An 18,643-nucleotide genomic window follows, 5' to 3' on the forward strand; every position below is an offset into this window, starting at 1 on the left:
AGTACCTGTTAGTTAGGGTGTTCTCAGTTAAAATTTTCGGCGCGAATACGCACAACCGGACCATCTGTATCAGCCAGGGCCTCCAGCTCTTCGATAGCACGGTTTACCTGTCGTTCCTGCACTGTGTGAGTCAGGATAATGACCGGTATGCGGCCATCCTGTACCTCAGACTCTTTCTGCATGATCGACTCGATGTTGATGCCATGCTCGCTCAGAATCGAGGCGATTTTGGCCAGAACACCCGGGCGATCAAGAGCGGTTATGCGCAGGTAATAAGCTGACTGGATGTCTTCCATCGACAGTACGTCGAGATTTTCCAGAGCTTCCGGAGCAAACCCGAGATGCGGCACTCGCAGCGAACTTCCGCTCGCCACAATACGGGCAACATCGACAATATCGGCAATTACAGCGGAAGCCGTTGCTTCGTCACCGGCGCCTGGCCCGTAATACATGGTCTGACCCACTGCATCACCTTCCACAAGAACGGCGTTCAGCACACCATCTACCTGAGCAATCAGGTGACTTTGAGGAACCAGTGTCGGATGCACGCGAAGCTCAATGCCGTCATCCCGGCGACGAGCAATGCCCAGATGCTTGATGCGATAGCCAAGCTGCTCGGCGTGAGCGATATCGTAAGGTGTGATCGAAGAAATGCCTTCGGTGAAGGCTTTTTCGAACTGAAGCGGAACACCAAAGCCGGCAGAAGCCAGAATGGTCAATTTATGGGCCGCATCAATACCTTCCACATCAAACGTGGGGTCGGCTTCTGCATAACCCAGATCCTGCGCCTCTTTGAGCACATCAGCAAACGCGCGGCCAGCACGCATTTCGGTAAGAATATAGTTGCCCGTGCCATTGATGATGCCCGCGATCCAGTCGATACGGTTCCCTGCCAAACCTTCGCGAATGGCCTTCATTACGGGAATACCACCGGCGACACCGGCTTCGTAGGCAACGACAACGCCGGCCTTTTCCGCTGCAGCAAATATCTCATTTCCATGTACTGCAATCAGAGCTTTGTTGGCAGTGACTACATGTTTGCCATTAGCGATGGCTGTCATTACAAGCTCACGCGCCGTGTCGTACCCGCCGATAAGCTCAACCACCACATCAACCGCGGGATCATTCACCACGTCAAAGATCTCGGTACTGAAGGCAACGCCACCAAGATCTATATCATCACGGTTGCGCCGACTGGCTACCCGGGTAATCCGGATATTGCAGCCCGCACGGCCCGCAATAAGTGCGGCGTTGCGAGTCAATACATTGAATGTACCGCCGCCAACGGTTCCCAGTCCGCAGATTCCGACACTGACGTCTTTCAAGCTCTCACCTCTGATCCCGAAGGGGTCCTGATGTATTGTAATAGTGCAGCATATTGATTCTGCGACACTGAAAGTGCCGCATAGTATACCGGTTCGGGACCTGCTGAATAAGCCCTGAACCAAAAGCCTGTCACATAACGACGCCCACCCGAAGGAAGCCGCGACCTGTAATGGATTAAAGCAGCCCCAACCCCTCGGCAAGCTTATTGGCCGGCACGTAGCCAGGCACGATATTGCCGTCCTCCAGAACAATGGCCGGAGTGCCTGTCACACCAACACGCTGCCCAAGCTCATACTGCTTCAGCACGGGATTATCACAGGTAGCCGCAGGAACGGTTTTACCAGCCTTGGCAGCATTCATTGCGGACTGCTGATCCTCGGCACACCAAACTGAAACGTATTTTACAAAAGATGGGGAACCCGGCTGGGACCGTGGGAAAGCGTAATAATTGACGGTAATGCCGTAGTCGTTGAGCTTTGGCACCTCGCCATGGAGCTTACGGCAATAGGGGCAATCAATGTCGGTAAATACGCTAACCACCGCCCGCTCATCGTCAGCCTTGTAGCTGATAACACCGCTCTTCCCGAAGCCTGTTAATGCCTTGTGCCGAGCAGCTGCCTTGGCCTCTGTCGTAACATTGGCGATGCCCGTGCTCGTAACCTTCAACAGATCACCGGTGAGCAGATACTGACCATCCTGGGTTGTATAAACGGTCTCACCGCTAGCAGCCTGAATCTCATAAAGCCCCTTGGCTTCGGATTCGCGAATCGACAATATTTCCAGCCCGGGTACCGCACTGGATAGGCGCTCGCTAATTTTGTCTTCAACATCACCTGCCACACTGAAGGGTGATCCCAGAACCCCAACCGTCATTGACACCAACATAAACCATTGTTTTACATTCATTCTGGAAAACACACCTATATAGCAGGGTACTTATGATGCTTGCGAAACTGAGCTCACAAGCCATGAAAAAGTTCTTTTAATCAAAACCGTGCGACACCGGCTTGCCAATAAAGTTCAAAACGCCACCTTACCTAAAAATCACAATGTCAGCCACGAGGATGATGGGTCTTATGCAAGGATTGTAAACGCTGGCGCGCGACGTGAGTGTAGATCTGGGTCGTGGAAAGATCAGAGTGGCCCAGCAGCATCTGAACCACACGCAAATCCGCTCCATGATTAAGCAGATGTGTTGCAAAGGCATGACGGAGCGTATGGGGCGACAGGTGCTTGCGAATGCCTGTGCGCGTGGCGTAATGGCGAACTCTGTGCCAAAACGTCTGGCGCGTCATGGGCGCAGCGCGGTTTCCTGGAAAAAGCGCATCACTGGCACGCCCTTTCAGAAGCTCCGGGCGACCTTCTTTCATATACAGGACAAGCCAGTCTATGGCCTCCTCGCCCAGCGGAACCAGGCGTTCTTTGTCGCCTTTGCCGGTCACACGAACAACCCCTTGCCGCAGATTTACCTGATCCACACGCAAACTGGTGAGCTCAGATACACGTAAGCCACAGCCATACAGAATTTCCAGCATAGCCTTGTCTCGCTGCTCAATGGGCAAACCCGGATCCGGCTCAGCCAAAAGTGCATCCACTTCACCTTCTGTTAACGAGTCCGGTAGGCGACGGGGCAGGCGGGGGCTATCGATGCGTAAGGTAGGATCTTCAGAAATCAGCCGCTCGCGAAGGAGATAGCGATAAAACCGACGAATACCCGAAAGACGACGAGCCGCAGTAGACGTTTTCAGCCCCTGAGCGAATCCATTGGCCATCCAGGCAAGCAAATCTGTTCGCCGCACCTCCGTTAGCAATAGCTGCCCCGGCTGAGCTTCCAGCCATGCAGCCAGGCGCTGCAAATCGTTGCGGTAAGCTTGGCGGGTTTGCTCTCCCAACCCGTCTTCAAGCCAGACTGCATCAACAAACTGGACAACTATTGTTTCATCTTCGGCTCTCACACCCTAACCCTCTAACAGCCTCGCCATGCACAAGAAGGCATTCTGACTCGCCAGAAACGAAAAAGGCAGCCGTCAGGCTGCCTTTTTCACTGCAAGGTTGCTCAGCAAATAGCTGATCAGCCCAGCTTTTCTTTGATACGTGCTGCCTTGCCCGAGAGCTCGCGCAGGTAGTAAAGCTTGGCCTGACGCACTTCACCGCGACGCTTCACAGCAACGCTGTCGACCAGCTTGGAGAAGGTCTGGAAAGTACGCTCAACGCCTACGCCGTAGGAAATCTTCCGTACGGTGAATGCCGAGTTCATGCCACGGTTACGCTTACCGATAACAACGCCTTCGAACGCCTGCAGACGCTCACGGTTGCCTTCAGTTACACGAACCTGAACAACCACGGTATCACCCGGCGCAAACGCGGGGACTTCCTTGGTCATCTGCTCTGTTTCAAGTTGATTGATGATGTTGTTCTTGCCGCTCATCGTAATGCTCCTGATACCCAATCTTTTAATGCCCTGATTATTCAGAGGCACACGGTTCGTTTAAAATCTCACCCAGCAACTCACGCTCTTCATCCGTAAGCACCCGCTTTTCAAGCAGATCGGGGCGTCGTTCCCGGGTTCGCCTCAGCGACTGTTTAAGCCGCCAACGCCGGATCTGATCATGGTGACCGCCCAACAAAATATCCGGCACCGCCTGACCTTCGTAAACTTCGGGCCGGGTGTAGTGCGGACAATCCAGCAAACCGTCAGCAAAAGAATCCTGCTCTGCCGACTGCGCATGACCCAGCGCTCCGGGGATGAGGCGTGTAACCGCATCAATAACAGTCATCGCTGCCAGTTCACCACCAGACAGTACAAAATCGCCCAGTGATATTTCCCGGTCGACTTCTGTTGCTATCAGGCGTTCATCAACACCTTCATAACGCCCTGCTACCAGAATCAAACGTTCTTCTGCAGCAAGTGACTCAACAACAGCTTGGCTCAGCGTTTCACCCTGAGGTGAAAGATAAACCACACAGGCTTTGCCTGGCGCCGATTTCCGCGCTGCGTGAATGGCATCCCTTAGCGGCTGAATTTTCATCAGCATACCGGGGCCACCACCGTAGGGACGGTCATCAACGGTGCGGTGTCGATCCTGGGTAAAGTCGCGAGGGTTCCAGCTCTCGAAGGTCAAAAGACCATCGCGTACTGCCCTGCTCGTTATCCCGTAATCCGTTACCGCCTGGAACATCTCAGGAAACAGACTGACTGCGCCAATCCACACCCGTCAGAACTCCGGATCCCAGTCTGCGATCAGCTTGTGCTCTGCCAGATTAACTTCTCGGACCACTTGGCCAGGAAGGTAAGGAATCAGGCGCTCGCGCTGATCGATGGAGCCCGCAGTTGCATGCACCACCAGAACATCATTGGAGCCGGTTTCTATGAGATGATCCACTCGTCCGAGGCATTCACCCTCAACCGTAAACACGTCAAGCCCCTGCAGCTGGCGCCAATAAAAATCCCCTTCGGGAAGCTCAGGCAACTCAGCAGTGGGAACTTTAACCTCGGCACCACAGTATGTGCGCGCCAGATCACGGTCATTAATACCTTTAAGCCTGACAACAATCGCCTTGCCTTGCCGGCGACCCTCTTCAAGCTTTGCCGGAATGCGCTTACCGTCCAGATCAAGAACCCAGTTGGTATAGCCAAGTATTCCGTCAATGGGGTCGGTGAAGGAATAAACCTTGAGCCACCCTTTAACCCCAAATACCGAGGTAATCCGACCGATCACAGTTTCCTGCGAATTCTGCGTCATACAACAACCTCGGCAGTCAGTAAAAGCTTACTCAGCAGTCTTAAGCAGCTGCGCAACGCGATCGCTGGTCTGTGCACCCTGGCCAACCCAGTAGTTTACACGGTCGCGATCAACACGCAGACGCTCTTCCTGACCGCGGGCGATCGGGTTGAAAAAACCAACGCGTTCAATGAAAGCGCCGTCACGTGAATTACGGCTGTCAGTGACTGTCAGATGATAGAACGGGCGCTTCTTGGAGCCGCCGCGAGCCAAACGGATTGTTACCATTTAACCAATATCCTGTTCTGTTATACGAACTTTGTACGTTTCACGTCGACCACTAGAGTGGCTGACGCGGAGACCCATACTCGAAAGGGGCGCTATTCTATGCTAAATAAGCGCCAAAGAAAACAGGCAAACTGACTGTTTGCATGTTTTCGATGTAAGGCTTTTTACATACGACCAAACGGAGGCATTCCACCGCCGCCACCGCCCGGCGGCATCATACCACCAAGACCGCGCATCATATTCGCCATCCCGCCCTTTTTGCTAAACTTTTTCATCATTTTTTGCATCTGCTTGTGCTGCTTAAGCAAACGATTCACATCCTGTATCTGCGTTCCCGAGCCGGCGGCAATGCGACGCTTGCGGGAGTTGTTGATTACGTCCGGGTAGCGACGCTCTTTCGGAGTCATCGAACAAATGATCGCTTCCAACTGCCCCATCGACTTATCGTTAACCTGTTGTTGCGCCGCTTGAGCCATCTGCCCCATGCCCGGCAACTTATCCATCAAGCCACCGATACCACCCATATTCTTCATTTGCTGCAGCTGGTCGCGGAAATCTTCCAGATCAAAACTTTTGCCTTTCTTGATCTTTTTGGTGAGCTTCTCTGCTTTCTTCTGATCGAGCTTGCGCTCGGCTTCCTCTATAAGAGAGAGCACATCGCCCATACCCAAAATCCGGGAGGCGACCCGATCCGGATAGAACGGTTCCAGGGCATCCGACTTTTCACCAACACCCAGAAACTTGATTGGTTTGCCCGTAATATGCCTGACCGAAAGCGCCGCACCACCGCGAGCGTCGCCGTCGGTTTTGGTTAGCACCACACCAGTCAATGGCAAGGCATCGTTAAACGCCTTGGCCGTATTAGCGGCATCCTGCCCCGTCATGGCGTCAACCACGAAAAGGGTCTCTACCGGCTTAACAGACTTATGTAGCCGGCCAATCTCGCCCATCATCTGCTCATCAACGTGCAGGCGGCCCGCAGTGTCGAGAATAACCACATCGATATGCTTCTTGCGGGCAGCTGCTACCGCACCTTCCGCAATGGCAACGGGGTCTTGATCGGCGGTACTGGGGAAAAACTCAACACCCACTTCACCCGCTAACGTCTCCAACTGCTTGATCGCAGCCGGCCGGTAGACGTCAGCACTCACCACCATGACGGTCTTTTTGTGGCGCTCTTTAAGGAAACGCGACAACTTGGCAACTGTGGTGGTTTTACCAGCACCCTGAAGGCCAGCCATCATGATCACGGCGGGAGGCTGAACGGCAAGATTGAGGGTTTCATTCCCCTCGCCCATAACTCGCTCCAGCTCCTGCTGAACAACCTTGATGAAGACCTGGCCCGGGGAAAGGCTGCGCTGAACTTCCTGCCCGATAGCGCGCTGACGGACACCCTCAACAAAGTCCTTCACCACCGGCAGGGCGACGTCTGCCTCCAGCAGTGCCATACGCACTTCCCGGAGAGTGTCCTTTATATTGTCTTCGGTGAGCCGCGCCTGACCGGAAATCTTGCGCAGGCTACCGGAAAGTCGGTCTTGGAGGTTCTCAAACATGTTGCTCTTCCGTTCCCCGGATAAATTGAGTGCACAAACCTCAGAGCCAGCTTCGGCTCCTTGATTCCTGTTGCATAATCGCGACATTATAACCAGACTATCGCTCTGAAACGACCAACCCGGTCAAATCGACAGACACATCTGTTGATCCCCAGCCAGCACAGCGGTTAATAAAGGAAGTTATGGGAACGCTGATTCTCGCGGTCACCTCTCTTTTTCTGTACAGCGTCGGCACCGCTTTGCAGGCGCTCCACTTCCGTGGTCGCGTGCAAAGCAACATAGCGATAACCACCCTTATCGGCATGCTGGCGCTAACGTCTCACGGGCTTTTGATCTCGCAGACCCTCTACCATGATGGCGGTGTCGACCTGGGTTTCTTTAAAAGCTCGGTGCTGATCTCTTGGCTAATCGTATTTTTACTGCTGGGCCTGAATCTGAGAAAGCCTGTTCAAAGCCTGTTTCTCGGCGTTTACCCACTGGCAGCACTCACCATCATAATGACCCTGATTACGCATACGCCGTCACGACTGGTATCTGATGAAAGCTACGGCGTACTGTCTCACATCGCACTGTCCGTCACAGCCTACAGCCTGTTTTCTCTCGCGGCTATACAAGCAATCTTACTTTACTTTCAGAACCGGCAGCTCAAACAAAACTATAACAGCCCGCTGATCCGTAATTTGCCCCCCCTCCAAACCATGGAATCGCTACTTTTCGAAATGGTCTGGGCAGGCGTTGTCATGCTAACCCTGGCCATCGTCACCGGGGCCGTATTCATAGAAAATCTTTTTGCCCAAAACCTGGCCCATAAAACTCTATTCTCCATACTTTCATTGCTGGTCTTTATAGCTCTGCTCGTGGGCCGCTATACCAAAGGCTGGCGCGGAATGACAGCAAGTCGCTGGACACTGGCCGGTTGCGCCCTCCTTATGGTGGCCTTTTACGGCAGCAAATTCGCCCTTGAGCTGGTATTCCAGAGGGGCGGCTGACATCTGCGCCACAACCTCTTGACACCGAGCACAATCACAACCTATTTTCGCTACTTGTCAGCAATATAAGGACACCTCTGGTTTGGACGGTACATCGCTTACTGCGCTGTCGATTATTCTCGTCGGGCTGATCATGCTGTCGGCATTCTTTTCCAGCTCTGAAACCGGAATGATGTCTCTTAACCGGTATCGCCTCAAACATATGGCCAAAACCGGCCACAAAGGCGCTAAACGGGCACAAGGATTGTTGAAGCGCACAGACCAGCTTATCGGCATCATTCTGATAGGCAATAATTTCGTCAACATTCTGGCGTCGTCTATAGCCACAGTTATAGCCATACGCATCTGGGGCGATGCCGGCATCGCCATCGCCACGCTACTACTGACCATCGTCATCCTGATTTTTGCCGAGGTCACCCCAAAGACTCTGGCCTCCCTTTTTCCGGAAAAAATAGCCTTCCCCGCGAGCTATATTCTCGGGCCTCTACTGAAAGTACTTTATCCGATCGTATGGGCAGTAAACCTGTTTACCGGTGCGATACTCTGGATCCTCGGAATCTCTCCCAGCGACTCCGCCAGCGATCACCTGAGTCGCGAAGAACTCAGGACCCTGGTAAACGAAGCTGGCGCCCTCATTCCAACCAAACACAAGGATATGCTGGTCAGCATCCTTGATCTCGAAAAGGTCACTGTGAACGACATCATGGTGCCCCGCAACGAAGTTTCCGGCATCGATCTGGATGATGACACCGACACCATTTTGCGCCAGTTAAGAAATAGCCAGCACACTCGCCTGCCGGTGTTCAAAGGCGACATTAATAACATTCAGGGCATCCTGCACCTGCGCAGCGCAACGAAACTGCTCCAGCAAGACGAGATCAGCAAACCCATGATCATGCAGCTTTGCCAAGAGCCCTACTTCGTTCCCGAAAGCACACCTCTGAATACACAGCTCATCAACTTCCAGAAAGGAAAGCGCCGGTTTGGCATTGTGGTCGATGAGTATGGTGATGTACTTGGACTCGCTACCCTTGAGGACATTCTGGAAGAGATCGTTGGCGAATTCACAACGGATTACGCTGCAGCTAGCCCGGACATCATCCCCCAGGAAGATGGCACGTTTATTATTGACGGCACCGCATCCGTGCGCACAATCAACAAATCCCTGGGCTGGAAACTACCCACCGACGGCCCGAAAACCCTCAACGGCCTGATCACCGAAACCCTTGAAAACATCCCGGACACCAACGTTTGCCTAAAGGTCGACGGCCACCGGGTAGAGGTCCTCCAGATCAAGGACAACGTTGTGAAGGCCGCTATTGTACACCCCAAGAAGCGCAAAAAACGCGCACTTTCCATCGTTTAACCCAGCTTGCCCTCACTTCGCTATAGACGTTCCAGTTATAGCGGTGCCCTTTCTTGAAAGATCAAAATGTAACCAGCCCCTTGACGCATATCAATCTACCGCCAACACTCATTAGGAACACCGAACAATAATAATGCTAAGGAGTTTATCCATGAGCTTGTCGAACACTTTTGGTCTTCTGACCCACCCCGATCAGCAATGGAAAGCCATTCGGAACGATTCCGAGTCCATTTCCCAACTTTATCTAGGGCACGTACTACTTCTCGCTCTTATTCCCGCCTTGGCCGGGTTCTTTGGAACCACCCAGGTAGGCTGGCAGATTGGTGACGGACAGGTTACACGCCTGTCCGTAAACAGCGCGCTAAGCCTGTCCGTACTGTTCTATGCCGCCATGCTGGCAGGCATATTCATTCTCGGAAAATTCATTGATTTCTTTGCAGCAACTTACGATGCGGTAGATAGAGTGCCGAGAGGCGTGGCGATGGCGGCTTACACCGCCACCCCTATGTTCCTGATCGGCGTTATAGCAGCCTACCCTAATATCTGGGTAAACATGCTGGCAGGACTCGTTGCCATTGCGTATGCGGTGTACCTTCTTTATGAAGGGCTCCCCATACTCATGAAAATCCCCGAAGACCGTGGATTCATGTTTGCCACAGCGGTGCTGACGGTTGGGCTGGTCATGTTTGTCGCCCTTCTTGCCATCAGTGTCGTAATCTGGAGCGTCGGCATTGGTCCGGTGTATGTAAGCTGAGGGTCAGGCTTACTCCATATCTACATGTCCATGAAACAACCAAGGGTGCTCCATTGGGACACCCTTTTTTTTGCAGATAAGCGCACTGGTTAGATTTTATTCATGTTAACCAGGCGGAAAATGCGGTAAATTTAGCCTATAACTAAAAAACAGATAGTATAACTCGGTCATGTACCCGGTTGAGCCGCAAACAGGAGTCGGCCATGAACAAGCAGTCCGGCATACATTACCTCCGCGAGCACAGGGAAGCGGGAAGCAGCGAGCCGGTTCCTGTGGAGGTCACCCGCATCCGCGACACAGTTGTCGCCGGGCTCGGAGATCTATTGCAGGGCGCGTTTGATGCCGTTGATGATTCGCTGTTCGAACTGGCAAACAATGCCCGCAGCAACAACGAGCAAAACCGCTATTTTGAAGCCATGCGGGAAATCCGCATCAAGCGTAAAGGCGTGGAGCGCCACTTCCAGAATACTGTTGCGCAGTTTTTTGCAAATCCCCCCCATACCATTCAACTGCACGAAGACACTCTGGGACGGCAAGCAAACGCGGACAATCTGGCACTGGTGGGCAACGACGATCTTGAAGAGCAAGTAGCTCTGAATGCCATGATCACCAAAGCTAAAGCGCACTTCCAGGGACCGCTCATCCAGCTTCAGACTCGCTTTAGTCATGTCTATGACGGCGCTTCTGACGAGTCACCGGTCAACCCCATGGCCCCGGAACATCTTTGCAGCGCATTTACTGAAGCGATTCAGGCTCTGGAAATTCAAATCCGGGAGCGATTGATTCTGCTTAAGCAGTTTGACCGCTACGTTGTTTCCAATCTGGGCATGCTTCTGGATGAAGCCAACAGAATTCTCGTTCAAGCAGGGATTATTCCCAATTTCCGCTATCACGGGAAAACCGGGCAGCAGCACAGCAGCCCTACGGAGAGCCAAGCGTCTTCCGAGAGCGCGGATAACGGCGCTTCCCATGATAGCCAGTCGAGTGACGACCAAGGCAGCAACGCCGTCTTCGAGCAAATCCATCAGTTACTGGCTCGCCAGAGGGCCAATGCCGGCATACCATCACGCCAGTACAGCTCAGACATACGCGTTGTCGGCGGCAATGAACTGATCAGTCTGCTGGCCGCACTACCCCTAAATACCCAGGCAGACTCTCAGCTCAACCTCAGCGAGGGCGATCCGCTTACCATCGATCTCCTTAGTGTCGTGCAACAGATCCTGGCCCAAGCCAAAACAAACGACGGCAAAAAGCCTGCGCTGGAGGAAATGGATGAGGATCTGATCAACCTCGTATCCATGTTATTTGAGTTCATTCTTGACGATTACAACTTGTCAGCACCGGTTCAGGTTCTGATCAGCCGGCTGCAGATTCCGATTCTGAAAGTTGTTATCAAAGACAAGAGCTTTTTCAGCAAGACAACACACCCTGCGCGCAAACTGCTCAATGGTTTGGCCCGCGCAGGCATCGGCTGGAGCAACAGCGACGAAAAGGCGCGGGACAAGCTGTACGAAAAGATTCACAGCATTGTGCAGCGAATCCTGTGTGAATTTGATGGCGATATTGCACTTTTCGAAACTCTGAACGAAGAGTTTGAGGAGTTCCTTGCCAGAGAAAACCGGAAATCGTCTCTGGTAGAGCAACGTACCCGTGAATCGGAGCGTGGCCGCATCAAGTCCCAGAAAGCCCAGGAAATGGTCGACCGGGTCATAAAAGAACGCGTAGCGCGTTACCGTCTCCCGGAATCTGTCCATACCATTCTTATCAATGGCTGGAGCCGATTCATGTTCCTCGCTTATCTGCGGGACGATGTAGAACATCGCTGGCAAGAAAGCGTCAAAGTTGTTGATGATCTTATCTGGTGCCTCCATCCGCACCAGGAAGACATTGAAAGAGATCAGTGGGTTCGCGTGGTACCCGGCCTTCTCAAATCGCTTAGGGCGGGGCTGGAAGAAGTTTCCTATAACGCCACCAAGCTTGACGACACAATGAGTTTACTCAAGCATGAGCTGGCAGAAGCTTTCCGCGCAAGCTCCAACATGGAAGCAGCCGAAGCGCCACCTGCTCATGAAGAGACCCTGAGTGAAACAAAGAACCAAACTGAGCCCCAGCCTGAAGATGCGGTGATTGCCGAGTTCATGGCCCAGATTGATATGCTGGAAATTGGTCATTGGGTTGAGTTCAGACTGGTTAATGGTGCAAGCTTCCGCTGCAAGCTTTCCGCCATCATTGACGAAGCGGACTGCTTTGTCTTTGTAAATCGTATGGGGCTAAAGGTCATCGAAAAAACCCGCACTGACCTTGCCCATGAAATGCGACGCGGAAGAATGACACGGCTTGAACAAGGGGCCCTCATCGATCGGGCACTGGACGCCGTCGTCGGATCCCTTCGTAGTAAAACTGCCTGACCTGGCCTGGGCCCGCAATTACCATGCGGGTCCAGCGCCTCTAGCGCAGTGTTCATCTGGCAGTAAAGGAGATACCTGAGTTCAATGCTGGAGCATGGCAGCAACAACAGCCTTCCGGCGAAGCATCGGATCGCCCTGGCCTTATCAACCGCCTTCCTGATTCATACGCTGCTATTATCTGGATTTCCAGCTATCCTTCCTGATCCCCCCGCCCGGCATCGACAGCAAATGAATCTGGAATTGGTGGCAGCCGACAGCGCTCAGGGAGCACCTGCATCTGCAGACACACAGCGGTCAAACGAAGCGCCCATCATCCGCAACCCGCCTTTTGAGGTGCCGCCCGACAACAACCCCGGGCTGGCAACACCTGCGCTCACAACAACCACCTCTCAACAAAAAACGGCTGCCAGTGACAACAAGCAAGCTGCTGCCACAAAGAATGAAGCTGGCCCGACCCAAGTCGCTTCTGTTCCATCTCCTTCAGGGACACCGTCCAAATCCGGTGTCCGCACTCAGGTTTCGAACAAGGAAACAACAGAAGATGACACCAAAATCACTCTGTCGCCCAGCGAACAGGATCCTTACCTGATAAAGCTGGCAACGCATCTGGCAACGAAACTTGAAACATTGAGGATACCCGCCATCAAGAAGCTGACGAATACAAGCACCATGGCATTAGAGCTTCAGCTACTGAGCAATGGGGCGTTAACACGGGCGAGAGTGGTCAAATCGACAGGCATTGAACAAATAGATCTTGCAGCCTACCAAGCCGCGCTTTCAGCGAGCCCTTACCCGGAGCCGCCGCCTGACCAGAGAAGCAAAAGCCGCTTCGAAGTAAAACTGGTGTTTTCTCCGTCGCGGCTCTGATTGAAGGCCCGCGCTTCAGGCAGGGGCAGGTGAGATCAGGCCTCAGCCTGTTTTGCAGCACCTTTTACCAAAGTAGCCAGTTCGCCATTTTCTGACATCTCCATAATGATGTCACAACCGCCAACCAGCTCGCCGTTAACATACAGCTGCGGGTATGTAGGCCAGCTTGAGTAGACTTTCAGGCCTTCGCGCAGTTCCTGGTTATCAAGAATATTCACAAACGCAAAGCGCTCGCCACACGCCATCAAAGCCTGCGATGTTTTAGCAGAAAAGCCACACTGCGGAGCTTGAGGAGACCCTTTCATGTAAAGAATAATCGGATTTTCTGCGAGCTGATTTTTAATGGTTTCGTTAATATCCATGAACATTCACCTCTGGTTGAAAACAGAACAGTCTGCCGCGCCGGTTTGCGCTATTGCACCTGCCTTGACTGGCGCCTATTGTACACGTCGGGCAGGCTACTCAACAAACCGTGTAATTTGATACAGAGCAAGCCTAATACCCGCAGCGTTGTCATCAAACGCGCGAAGGGCTAGACTTGATCCCCCCGTTTTTTTCACCAGTACTTATACTCATCCAGGGCTTCATCTAGTAAGGGCCACCCCATGGCAGTAAGGCATTTTCTGACACTGAATGACATGTCCACAACCGAACTGGAAGATCTGGTGGATCATGGCACCAGGCTCCGGAACGAATGGCGCCAAGGCAAGGTCAGGGATTCACTCAAAAACCGTGTTTTGGCGATGATTTTTGAAAAGTCCTCAACCCGTACCCGGGTTTCCTTTGAGGCAGGCATGGCTCAGCTGGGGGGCTCAGCGATGTTCCTTTCCCCGCGAGACACGCAACTTGGCCGCGGCGAACCCATAGAGGACTCTGCCATTGTCATCTCCAGCATGGTTGATGCGGTGATGATTCGCACGTTCGCCCACGAAACCGTTGAAACGTTTGCCCGTGCTTCGCGGGCACCGGTTATCAACGCGCTCACTGATGACTTCCACCCGTGCCAACTGCTGGCCGACATGCAAACCTATCGCGAGCATCGCGGCAGCATCCGGGGCGCTACAGTGGCCTGGATCGGGGATGGCAACAACATGTGCCACTCTTACATCAATGCCGCCACCCAGTTCGATTTTCACCTGAACGTGGCAACCCCCGAGGGTTACGAGCCGGATCCGGAACTGGTAAAGGCCCACAGTTCACGCATCACGTTAATGCGTGAACCAGAGGAGGCGGCACGCAACGCAAACCTCCTGGTCACCGATGTGTGGGCATCCATGGGTCAGGAAGACGAACAGAAAGCCCGTGAGAAGGCGTTCAGCAAATACCAGATCAACAAGGCATTGATGGACATGGCAGCAAAGGACGCGCTCCTCATGCACTGCCTGCCCGCTCATCGCGGTGAAGAAATCGCAGCTGATATGATAGAGCACCCGGGGTCCGTCATCTGGGACGAAGCTGAGAACCGGCTTCACGCTCAGAAAGCCCTGCTGGAATTCCTGATTCTGAACCGCCTGGACTAAGATTTATGAGCGCGCCGATAACGACTGCGGACACCTGGTTGCTTGAAGTAGACAATTTGACCTGTGGCTATGGAGGGGATGCCGTTGTAAAAGACGTCAATTTCGCGCTCAGCCATGGGGATATCGGCTGCCTGCTCGGGCCTAGCGGTTGCGGGAAAAGCACAATTTTGCGCGCTCTGGCCGGTTTTCTTCCACTGACCAGCGGCGAGATACGGTTGCAGTCTCACCCTATCAGCCTCCCTGGCCGCACGCTCGCGCCTGAGAAACGCCGCATTGGCATGGTATTTCAGGACTACGCCCTGTTTCCGCACTTAAGCATTGCCGACAACGTAGGATTCGGTTTGCGTGGGCTGGATAAGACCGAGAAGCGCAACAGAGTGATGGAACTGCTGCACGTGGTTCACCTGCAGGACCTGGCAGACAACTATCCTCACGAGCTGTCAGGCGGCCAACAACAGCGGGTTGCTCTGGCTCGGGCGCTCGCGCCTGAACCAACACTTATTCTGCTCGACGAGCCTTTCTCCAACCTGGACACCGATCTCCGCCGAAGACTGAGTCTCGATGTTCGTGAGATTCTGAAGACCCTGGGAATCAGCGCTATTCTGGTCACTCACGATCAGCAAGAAGCCTTCGCCATGTGCGACCAGGTAGCTGTTCTGCAAAGCGGGAAAATCCAGCAGTGGGACGTACCGTACAATCTCTACCACGAGCCAGTAAACCGCTTTGTGGCGAGTTTTGTGGGACAAGGCGGGTTTATACCGGGAAAGGCCGTGGGGCCAGACATCATAGAGTCCGAACTGGGCATTATTCACGGCAATCGGGCCTACAAATGGCCTGCCGGTACTCTGGTAGATGTGCTTATCCGCCCTGATGACATTGTCTACGATGCGGAGTCCGATCTGCGCCCGAAAGTTGTGGAGAAAACTTTCGCAGGCACCTCCACGCTTTATCGCTTCCGATGCTCTGAAGATACGGAATTTGAGGCGCTGTTCCGCAGCCATCTGGATTTCCACCTGGGCGAAACCGTACCTGTGCGGGTAGAAGCTGACCACCTGATAGCATTTGAGCGTGGAGTCTGACCAACAGGAACCGCAGAGAAAAGTACTGAATTCATCAAAAAAAATGCAAAAAAAAGGGCCGGAAAACCGACCCTCAAATGACGAATGAAACAAGGAAAGTTCGTAAGAACCACAACCTCAAAAGTCATCCCTTACGCTTTAAATTATTACTTCAGCCATCCCGGTATTCAGTAGTACTTGTGTAGTCGCTTTGTAACATCTGGTGAGAGCCCGGGAGCTGGCTCTCGACCTTCTTCACTCGTTCTGTTCCAGTGGTTTTCTTCGGGGCCAAACCAAGCTGAAGCGCGCGCCACCAAGGCTGTCACTCCGGCTCACGAATGCCTGCCCGTTGTGCCAATAAAGAATTCGCCGCACGATAGAGAGGCCAAGCCCGTACCCACCAGAGGTTCGGGTACGGCTGTCATCAAGCCGTGCGAAGGCTGTAAATACCTTTTCCCATTCATCTTCCGGAATGCCAGGTCCGTCGTCTTCTACATCGACCCGACAATGCTCCTCATCAATATGACAGCGAACAAGTACCTTCCCCGATGCGTAGCGCCCTGCGTTGCCTACCAGATTCTGGACAGCACGATGGATATAACGTGGCTCAACGTCTGCCATCGCAAGCAGCTCTGTAGATTCATCAATCTCGCCTTCAATACACAGAGCTGGGCGCACAATTTTCTGCTCGGCGACAACCTGCCTGACAATGTCGGTTACCGAGGCCTCTTCAAGGGAAAAAACCGGTCCGCCCTGTTCGAGCCGCGCGTAGGTGAGGATTTCGTCAATTAGCTCATCCAACTCCTGAATGTCACCATCAATCCCATCCAACTGCTTCTGCCGGGCCTCTTGGCTTTCGCAGTCTTCAATCATCTGCACACCGAAGCGTATACGGGCGACAGGGGTTCTCAATTCATGGGAGACCGCATGGATCATCTCACGTTGAACGTTCACAAGACGCTGGATGTGCTCCGCCATGCCATTAAACGCTGCAAATAAACGGGCGACGATGGTGCTTTCCCCTGCCTCTACACGAGCCCCCATTTCACCCCGCGCAATGCGCACAGCCACAGATTCGACTTTGCGCAGATTGTTATCCAGATTCCGAACTACAAACAGCAACGCCAAAGCCAATACACTTCCAGAAATTACCAACATCAACAAGATGACAGGCCATGCCCACGGATTAAAGGGAGCGGGAACGCTAGCCTGAATCAGCTCGCCATCAGATAACTGAACAAGCACTCGCCCTACCCCATTGCGGCTATAAAACGCAGAGCCTTGACTGGCCACGCGCTCCAGAACCTCATCATCTGGAAGTGCCGAAGATCCTTGAATCCTCAGAACGCTCAGGTTCAAGCCGTCTGCCAACTGCCTGACCGCTTCTTCGCGCTCTTCCGGGTCCACCACATCAAGGTGAATCCGCAGAATTTGTGCGGATGCTTCAGCAATATCACGATATGGCTGAGACGCTCTGAATTGCAGCGCTTCACCATGGAGCCCGGTAACCAAAAAGCGATAACCCAAGCTACCTTCAATCGCCACCACTTGGCCATAGCCCAGACGCTCGCGCACGACGGGGTAGCCCGACAGTTCCTCGGTGCCAACCACCCGAAAATCGTATCTGGAAGCCAGCCAGTGGTACTGCTGTTCGGGAGCAGGCGAAGACGCAAGCCAGCGCATTAACGGATCGGAAAAACGCTCATGCCAGAATTGTGAACGTACGGAATTCATACCGACAAACAAAACACTACAGAGCAGTATCACCAGCGCTGTGAGGCCGGCAAGGCGGGCATAGAGTTTCAGGAAAAACTTCAGGGGCATGTCAACGAACCCTGGCAGGGAAACGCCGGCCGGAATACCCGTGCCGACGCCAAAGACTGAATCGTCAGACTTCCTTCACAAACAGGTAGCCTTTGCTTCGAACGGTCTTGATCCTGCGGGGGTGGACTGGGTCATCGCCGATTTTCGGGCGGATCCGGGAGACCCGGACATCAATAGACCTGTCCTGTCCATCGTATTCTATGCCCCGCAAGGCAGTAAAAATCTCTTCCCGGCTCAAGACACGGCCGGCATTACTCGCCAGTAGCCACAGCAGATCAAACTCGGCACTGGTCAGATCGATGCTTTCTTCGCTAAGCCAGGCTTCGCGCATGGAGCGATCAACAACCAGGTTGTTGAACTGCAGGCGCGAAGGCTCTTCCGCGCTTGCTTCATCTGCGGTGTTTTGCGCATTTTCCGTTACGCGGCGCAGCAACGCGCGGATCCTGGCAAGAAGCACTCGAGGTTTGACAGGCTTGCTGATGTAATCATCCGCACCCATCTCAAGGCCCAACACCTGATCAAGATCGTCAGTGCGCGCGGTGAGCATAATGATGGGGCCGGAATATAATGGCCGCACGCGGCGACAGATGGACAGGCCATCTTCCCCGGGCAACATCAGATCCAGCACAACAAGATCTGGCTGTTCATTTCGGATTCGCTCAACGGCTGGGCTACCATGGGTTTCGAGGGACACGGACAAACCGTTACTCTCGAGGTATTCACGGGTTAACTCAGCCAGTCGCTCATCATCTTCGACAATAAGAATTCGCCAACTTTCATTCGTCTGTTCCACAGGCGTCCATCTCTTATTTTATTTTTCCGGGTCCATTATTTCGTCTGCATCTCACGATACAGACAACCTGATGTAACAGCAATTATACATGCTATTCAGAAATATACATGGAACTGCCATGCGGTTACACCCGGTTACACCCTCTAAGCTCTAGCGAATTCGGCGTGCAACCACC

At 53.3% G+C, this 18,643-nt stretch carries 18 protein-coding genes; 7 read left to right on the forward strand and 11 right to left on the reverse strand.

Going from position 1 to position 18,643, the window contains the following annotated elements:
- Nucleotides 1-23: 23 nt before the first annotated feature.
- From RG807_RS10060 to ffh, 8 genes are all read right to left on the reverse strand, one after another.
- Complete coding sequence (locus tag RG807_RS10060; RefSeq protein ID WP_309044804.1) at nucleotides 24-1,325, reverse strand: homoserine dehydrogenase; 1,302 nt, start codon at nucleotides 1,323-1,325, stop codon at nucleotides 24-26.
- A 175-nt stretch (nucleotides 1,326-1,500) separates the two neighbouring features.
- Nucleotides 1,501-2,232 carry a DsbC family protein gene (locus RG807_RS10065; protein WP_309044805.1) on the reverse strand — a complete coding sequence of 244 codons (732 nt, stop codon included), beginning with the start codon at nucleotides 2,230-2,232 and terminating at the stop codon, nucleotides 1,501-1,503.
- Nucleotides 2,233-2,378: 146 nt separating this feature from the next.
- Nucleotides 2,379-3,281, reverse strand: a complete 903-nt coding sequence (gene xerD / locus RG807_RS10070) for a site-specific tyrosine recombinase XerD (protein WP_309044806.1) — start codon at nucleotides 3,279-3,281, stop codon at nucleotides 2,379-2,381.
- A 116-nt stretch (nucleotides 3,282-3,397) separates the two neighbouring features.
- Nucleotides 3,398-3,754 (reverse strand): 50S ribosomal protein L19, encoded by a 357-nt coding sequence (rplS, locus tag RG807_RS10075; protein ID WP_298449895.1) that lies wholly within the window; start codon nucleotides 3,752-3,754, stop codon nucleotides 3,398-3,400.
- Nucleotides 3,755-3,791: 37 nt separating this feature from the next.
- A complete protein-coding gene (trmD, locus tag RG807_RS10080; RefSeq protein ID WP_309044807.1) occupies nucleotides 3,792-4,538 on the reverse strand; it encodes a tRNA (guanosine(37)-N1)-methyltransferase TrmD in 747 nt (248 codons plus the stop codon).
- Nucleotides 4,539-4,541: 3 nt separating this feature from the next.
- Entirely contained in the window at nucleotides 4,542-5,069 is a 528-nt protein-coding gene (rimM, locus tag RG807_RS10085) for a ribosome maturation factor RimM (RefSeq protein ID WP_309044808.1), read from the reverse strand.
- A 27-nt stretch (nucleotides 5,070-5,096) separates the two neighbouring features.
- Entirely contained in the window at nucleotides 5,097-5,336 is a 240-nt protein-coding gene (rpsP, locus tag RG807_RS10090) for a 30S ribosomal protein S16 (RefSeq protein WP_200361794.1), read from the reverse strand.
- A gap of 164 nt (nucleotides 5,337-5,500) precedes the next feature.
- Nucleotides 5,501-6,889 (reverse strand): signal recognition particle protein, encoded by a 1,389-nt coding sequence (gene ffh, locus RG807_RS10095; protein ID WP_298449889.1) that lies wholly within the window; start codon nucleotides 6,887-6,889, stop codon nucleotides 5,501-5,503.
- 182 nt (nucleotides 6,890-7,071) lie between these two features.
- Between ffh and RG807_RS10100 the strand changes: the two genes are divergently transcribed.
- From RG807_RS10100 to RG807_RS10120, 5 genes are all read left to right on the forward strand, one after another.
- A complete protein-coding gene (locus tag RG807_RS10100) occupies nucleotides 7,072-7,878 on the forward strand; it encodes a cytochrome C assembly family protein (protein ID WP_309044809.1) in 807 nt (268 codons plus the stop codon).
- Nucleotides 7,879-7,960: 82 nt separating this feature from the next.
- A complete protein-coding gene (locus RG807_RS10105) occupies nucleotides 7,961-9,244 on the forward strand; it encodes an HlyC/CorC family transporter (RefSeq protein WP_309044810.1) in 1,284 nt (427 codons plus the stop codon).
- Nucleotides 9,245-9,395: 151 nt separating this feature from the next.
- A complete protein-coding gene (locus RG807_RS10110; protein ID WP_309044811.1) occupies nucleotides 9,396-9,998 on the forward strand; it encodes a Yip1 family protein in 603 nt (200 codons plus the stop codon).
- A gap of 203 nt (nucleotides 9,999-10,201) precedes the next feature.
- Nucleotides 10,202-12,406 carry a DUF1631 domain-containing protein gene (locus RG807_RS10115; RefSeq protein ID WP_309044812.1) on the forward strand — a complete coding sequence of 735 codons (2,205 nt, stop codon included), beginning with the start codon at nucleotides 10,202-10,204 and terminating at the stop codon, nucleotides 12,404-12,406.
- Between the two features lie 84 nt (nucleotides 12,407-12,490).
- Nucleotides 12,491-13,273 carry an energy transducer TonB family protein gene (locus RG807_RS10120; RefSeq protein WP_309044813.1) on the forward strand — a complete coding sequence of 261 codons (783 nt, stop codon included), beginning with the start codon at nucleotides 12,491-12,493 and terminating at the stop codon, nucleotides 13,271-13,273.
- A 35-nt stretch (nucleotides 13,274-13,308) separates the two neighbouring features.
- Here RG807_RS10120 and grxD read toward each other — a convergent pair whose 3' ends face one another.
- Entirely contained in the window at nucleotides 13,309-13,635 is a 327-nt protein-coding gene (gene grxD, locus RG807_RS10125; RefSeq protein WP_309044814.1) for a Grx4 family monothiol glutaredoxin, read from the reverse strand.
- A 243-nt stretch (nucleotides 13,636-13,878) separates the two neighbouring features.
- On the opposite strand from grxD, the gene argF reads away from it, so the two are divergent.
- On the forward strand, nucleotides 13,879-14,793 hold the full coding sequence (gene argF / locus RG807_RS10130; protein WP_309044815.1) for an ornithine carbamoyltransferase: 915 nt from the start codon (nucleotides 13,879-13,881) through the stop codon (nucleotides 14,791-14,793).
- 5 nt (nucleotides 14,794-14,798) lie between these two features.
- A complete protein-coding gene (locus tag RG807_RS10135) occupies nucleotides 14,799-15,872 on the forward strand; it encodes an ABC transporter ATP-binding protein (RefSeq protein WP_309044816.1) in 1,074 nt (357 codons plus the stop codon).
- 234 nt (nucleotides 15,873-16,106) lie between these two features.
- On the opposite strand, the gene RG807_RS10140 is transcribed toward RG807_RS10135, so the two are convergent.
- A complete protein-coding gene (locus RG807_RS10140) occupies nucleotides 16,107-17,675 on the reverse strand; it encodes an ATP-binding protein (protein ID WP_309044817.1) in 1,569 nt (522 codons plus the stop codon).
- Nucleotides 17,676-17,739: 64 nt separating this feature from the next.
- Nucleotides 17,740-18,468, reverse strand: coding sequence for a response regulator (locus tag RG807_RS10145; protein WP_309044818.1), 729 nt, complete (start codon nucleotides 18,466-18,468; stop codon nucleotides 17,740-17,742).
- Nucleotides 18,469-18,643 lie beyond the last annotated feature (175 nt).

The sequence above is a fragment of the Marinobacter sediminicola genome, assembly GCF_031157525.1.
GTDB lineage: Bacteria > Pseudomonadota > Gammaproteobacteria > Pseudomonadales > Oleiphilaceae > Marinobacter > Marinobacter sediminicola.

Coding starts and splice junctions, on each gene's coding strand:
- argF (WP_309044815.1), top strand. CDS start 13,879: ATGGCAGTAAGGCATTTTCTGACACTGAATGACATGTCCACAACCGAA.
- RG807_RS10115 (WP_309044812.1), top strand. CDS start 10,202: ATGAACAAGCAGTCCGGCATACATTACCTCCGCGAGCACAGGGAAGCG.
- RG807_RS10120 (WP_309044813.1), top strand. CDS start 12,491: ATGCTGGAGCATGGCAGCAACAACAGCCTTCCGGCGAAGCATCGGATC.
- RG807_RS10065 (WP_309044805.1), bottom strand. CDS start 2,232: ATGAATGTAAAACAATGGTTTATGTTGGTGTCAATGACGGTTGGGGTT.
- ffh (WP_298449889.1), bottom strand. CDS start 6,889: ATGTTTGAGAACCTCCAAGACCGACTTTCCGGTAGCCTGCGCAAGATT.
- RG807_RS10100 (WP_309044809.1), top strand. CDS start 7,072: ATGGGAACGCTGATTCTCGCGGTCACCTCTCTTTTTCTGTACAGCGTC.
- rimM (WP_309044808.1), bottom strand. CDS start 5,069: ATGACGCAGAATTCGCAGGAAACTGTGATCGGTCGGATTACCTCGGTA.
- rplS (WP_298449895.1), bottom strand. CDS start 3,754: ATGAGCGGCAAGAACAACATCATCAATCAACTTGAAACAGAGCAGATG.
- grxD (WP_309044814.1), bottom strand. CDS start 13,635: ATGGATATTAACGAAACCATTAAAAATCAGCTCGCAGAAAATCCGATT.
- RG807_RS10135 (WP_309044816.1), top strand. CDS start 14,799: ATGAGCGCGCCGATAACGACTGCGGACACCTGGTTGCTTGAAGTAGAC.
- RG807_RS10140 (WP_309044817.1), bottom strand. CDS start 17,675: ATGCCCCTGAAGTTTTTCCTGAAACTCTATGCCCGCCTTGCCGGCCTC.
- RG807_RS10110 (WP_309044811.1), top strand. CDS start 9,396: ATGAGCTTGTCGAACACTTTTGGTCTTCTGACCCACCCCGATCAGCAA.
- rpsP (WP_200361794.1), bottom strand. CDS start 5,336: ATGGTAACAATCCGTTTGGCTCGCGGCGGCTCCAAGAAGCGCCCGTTC.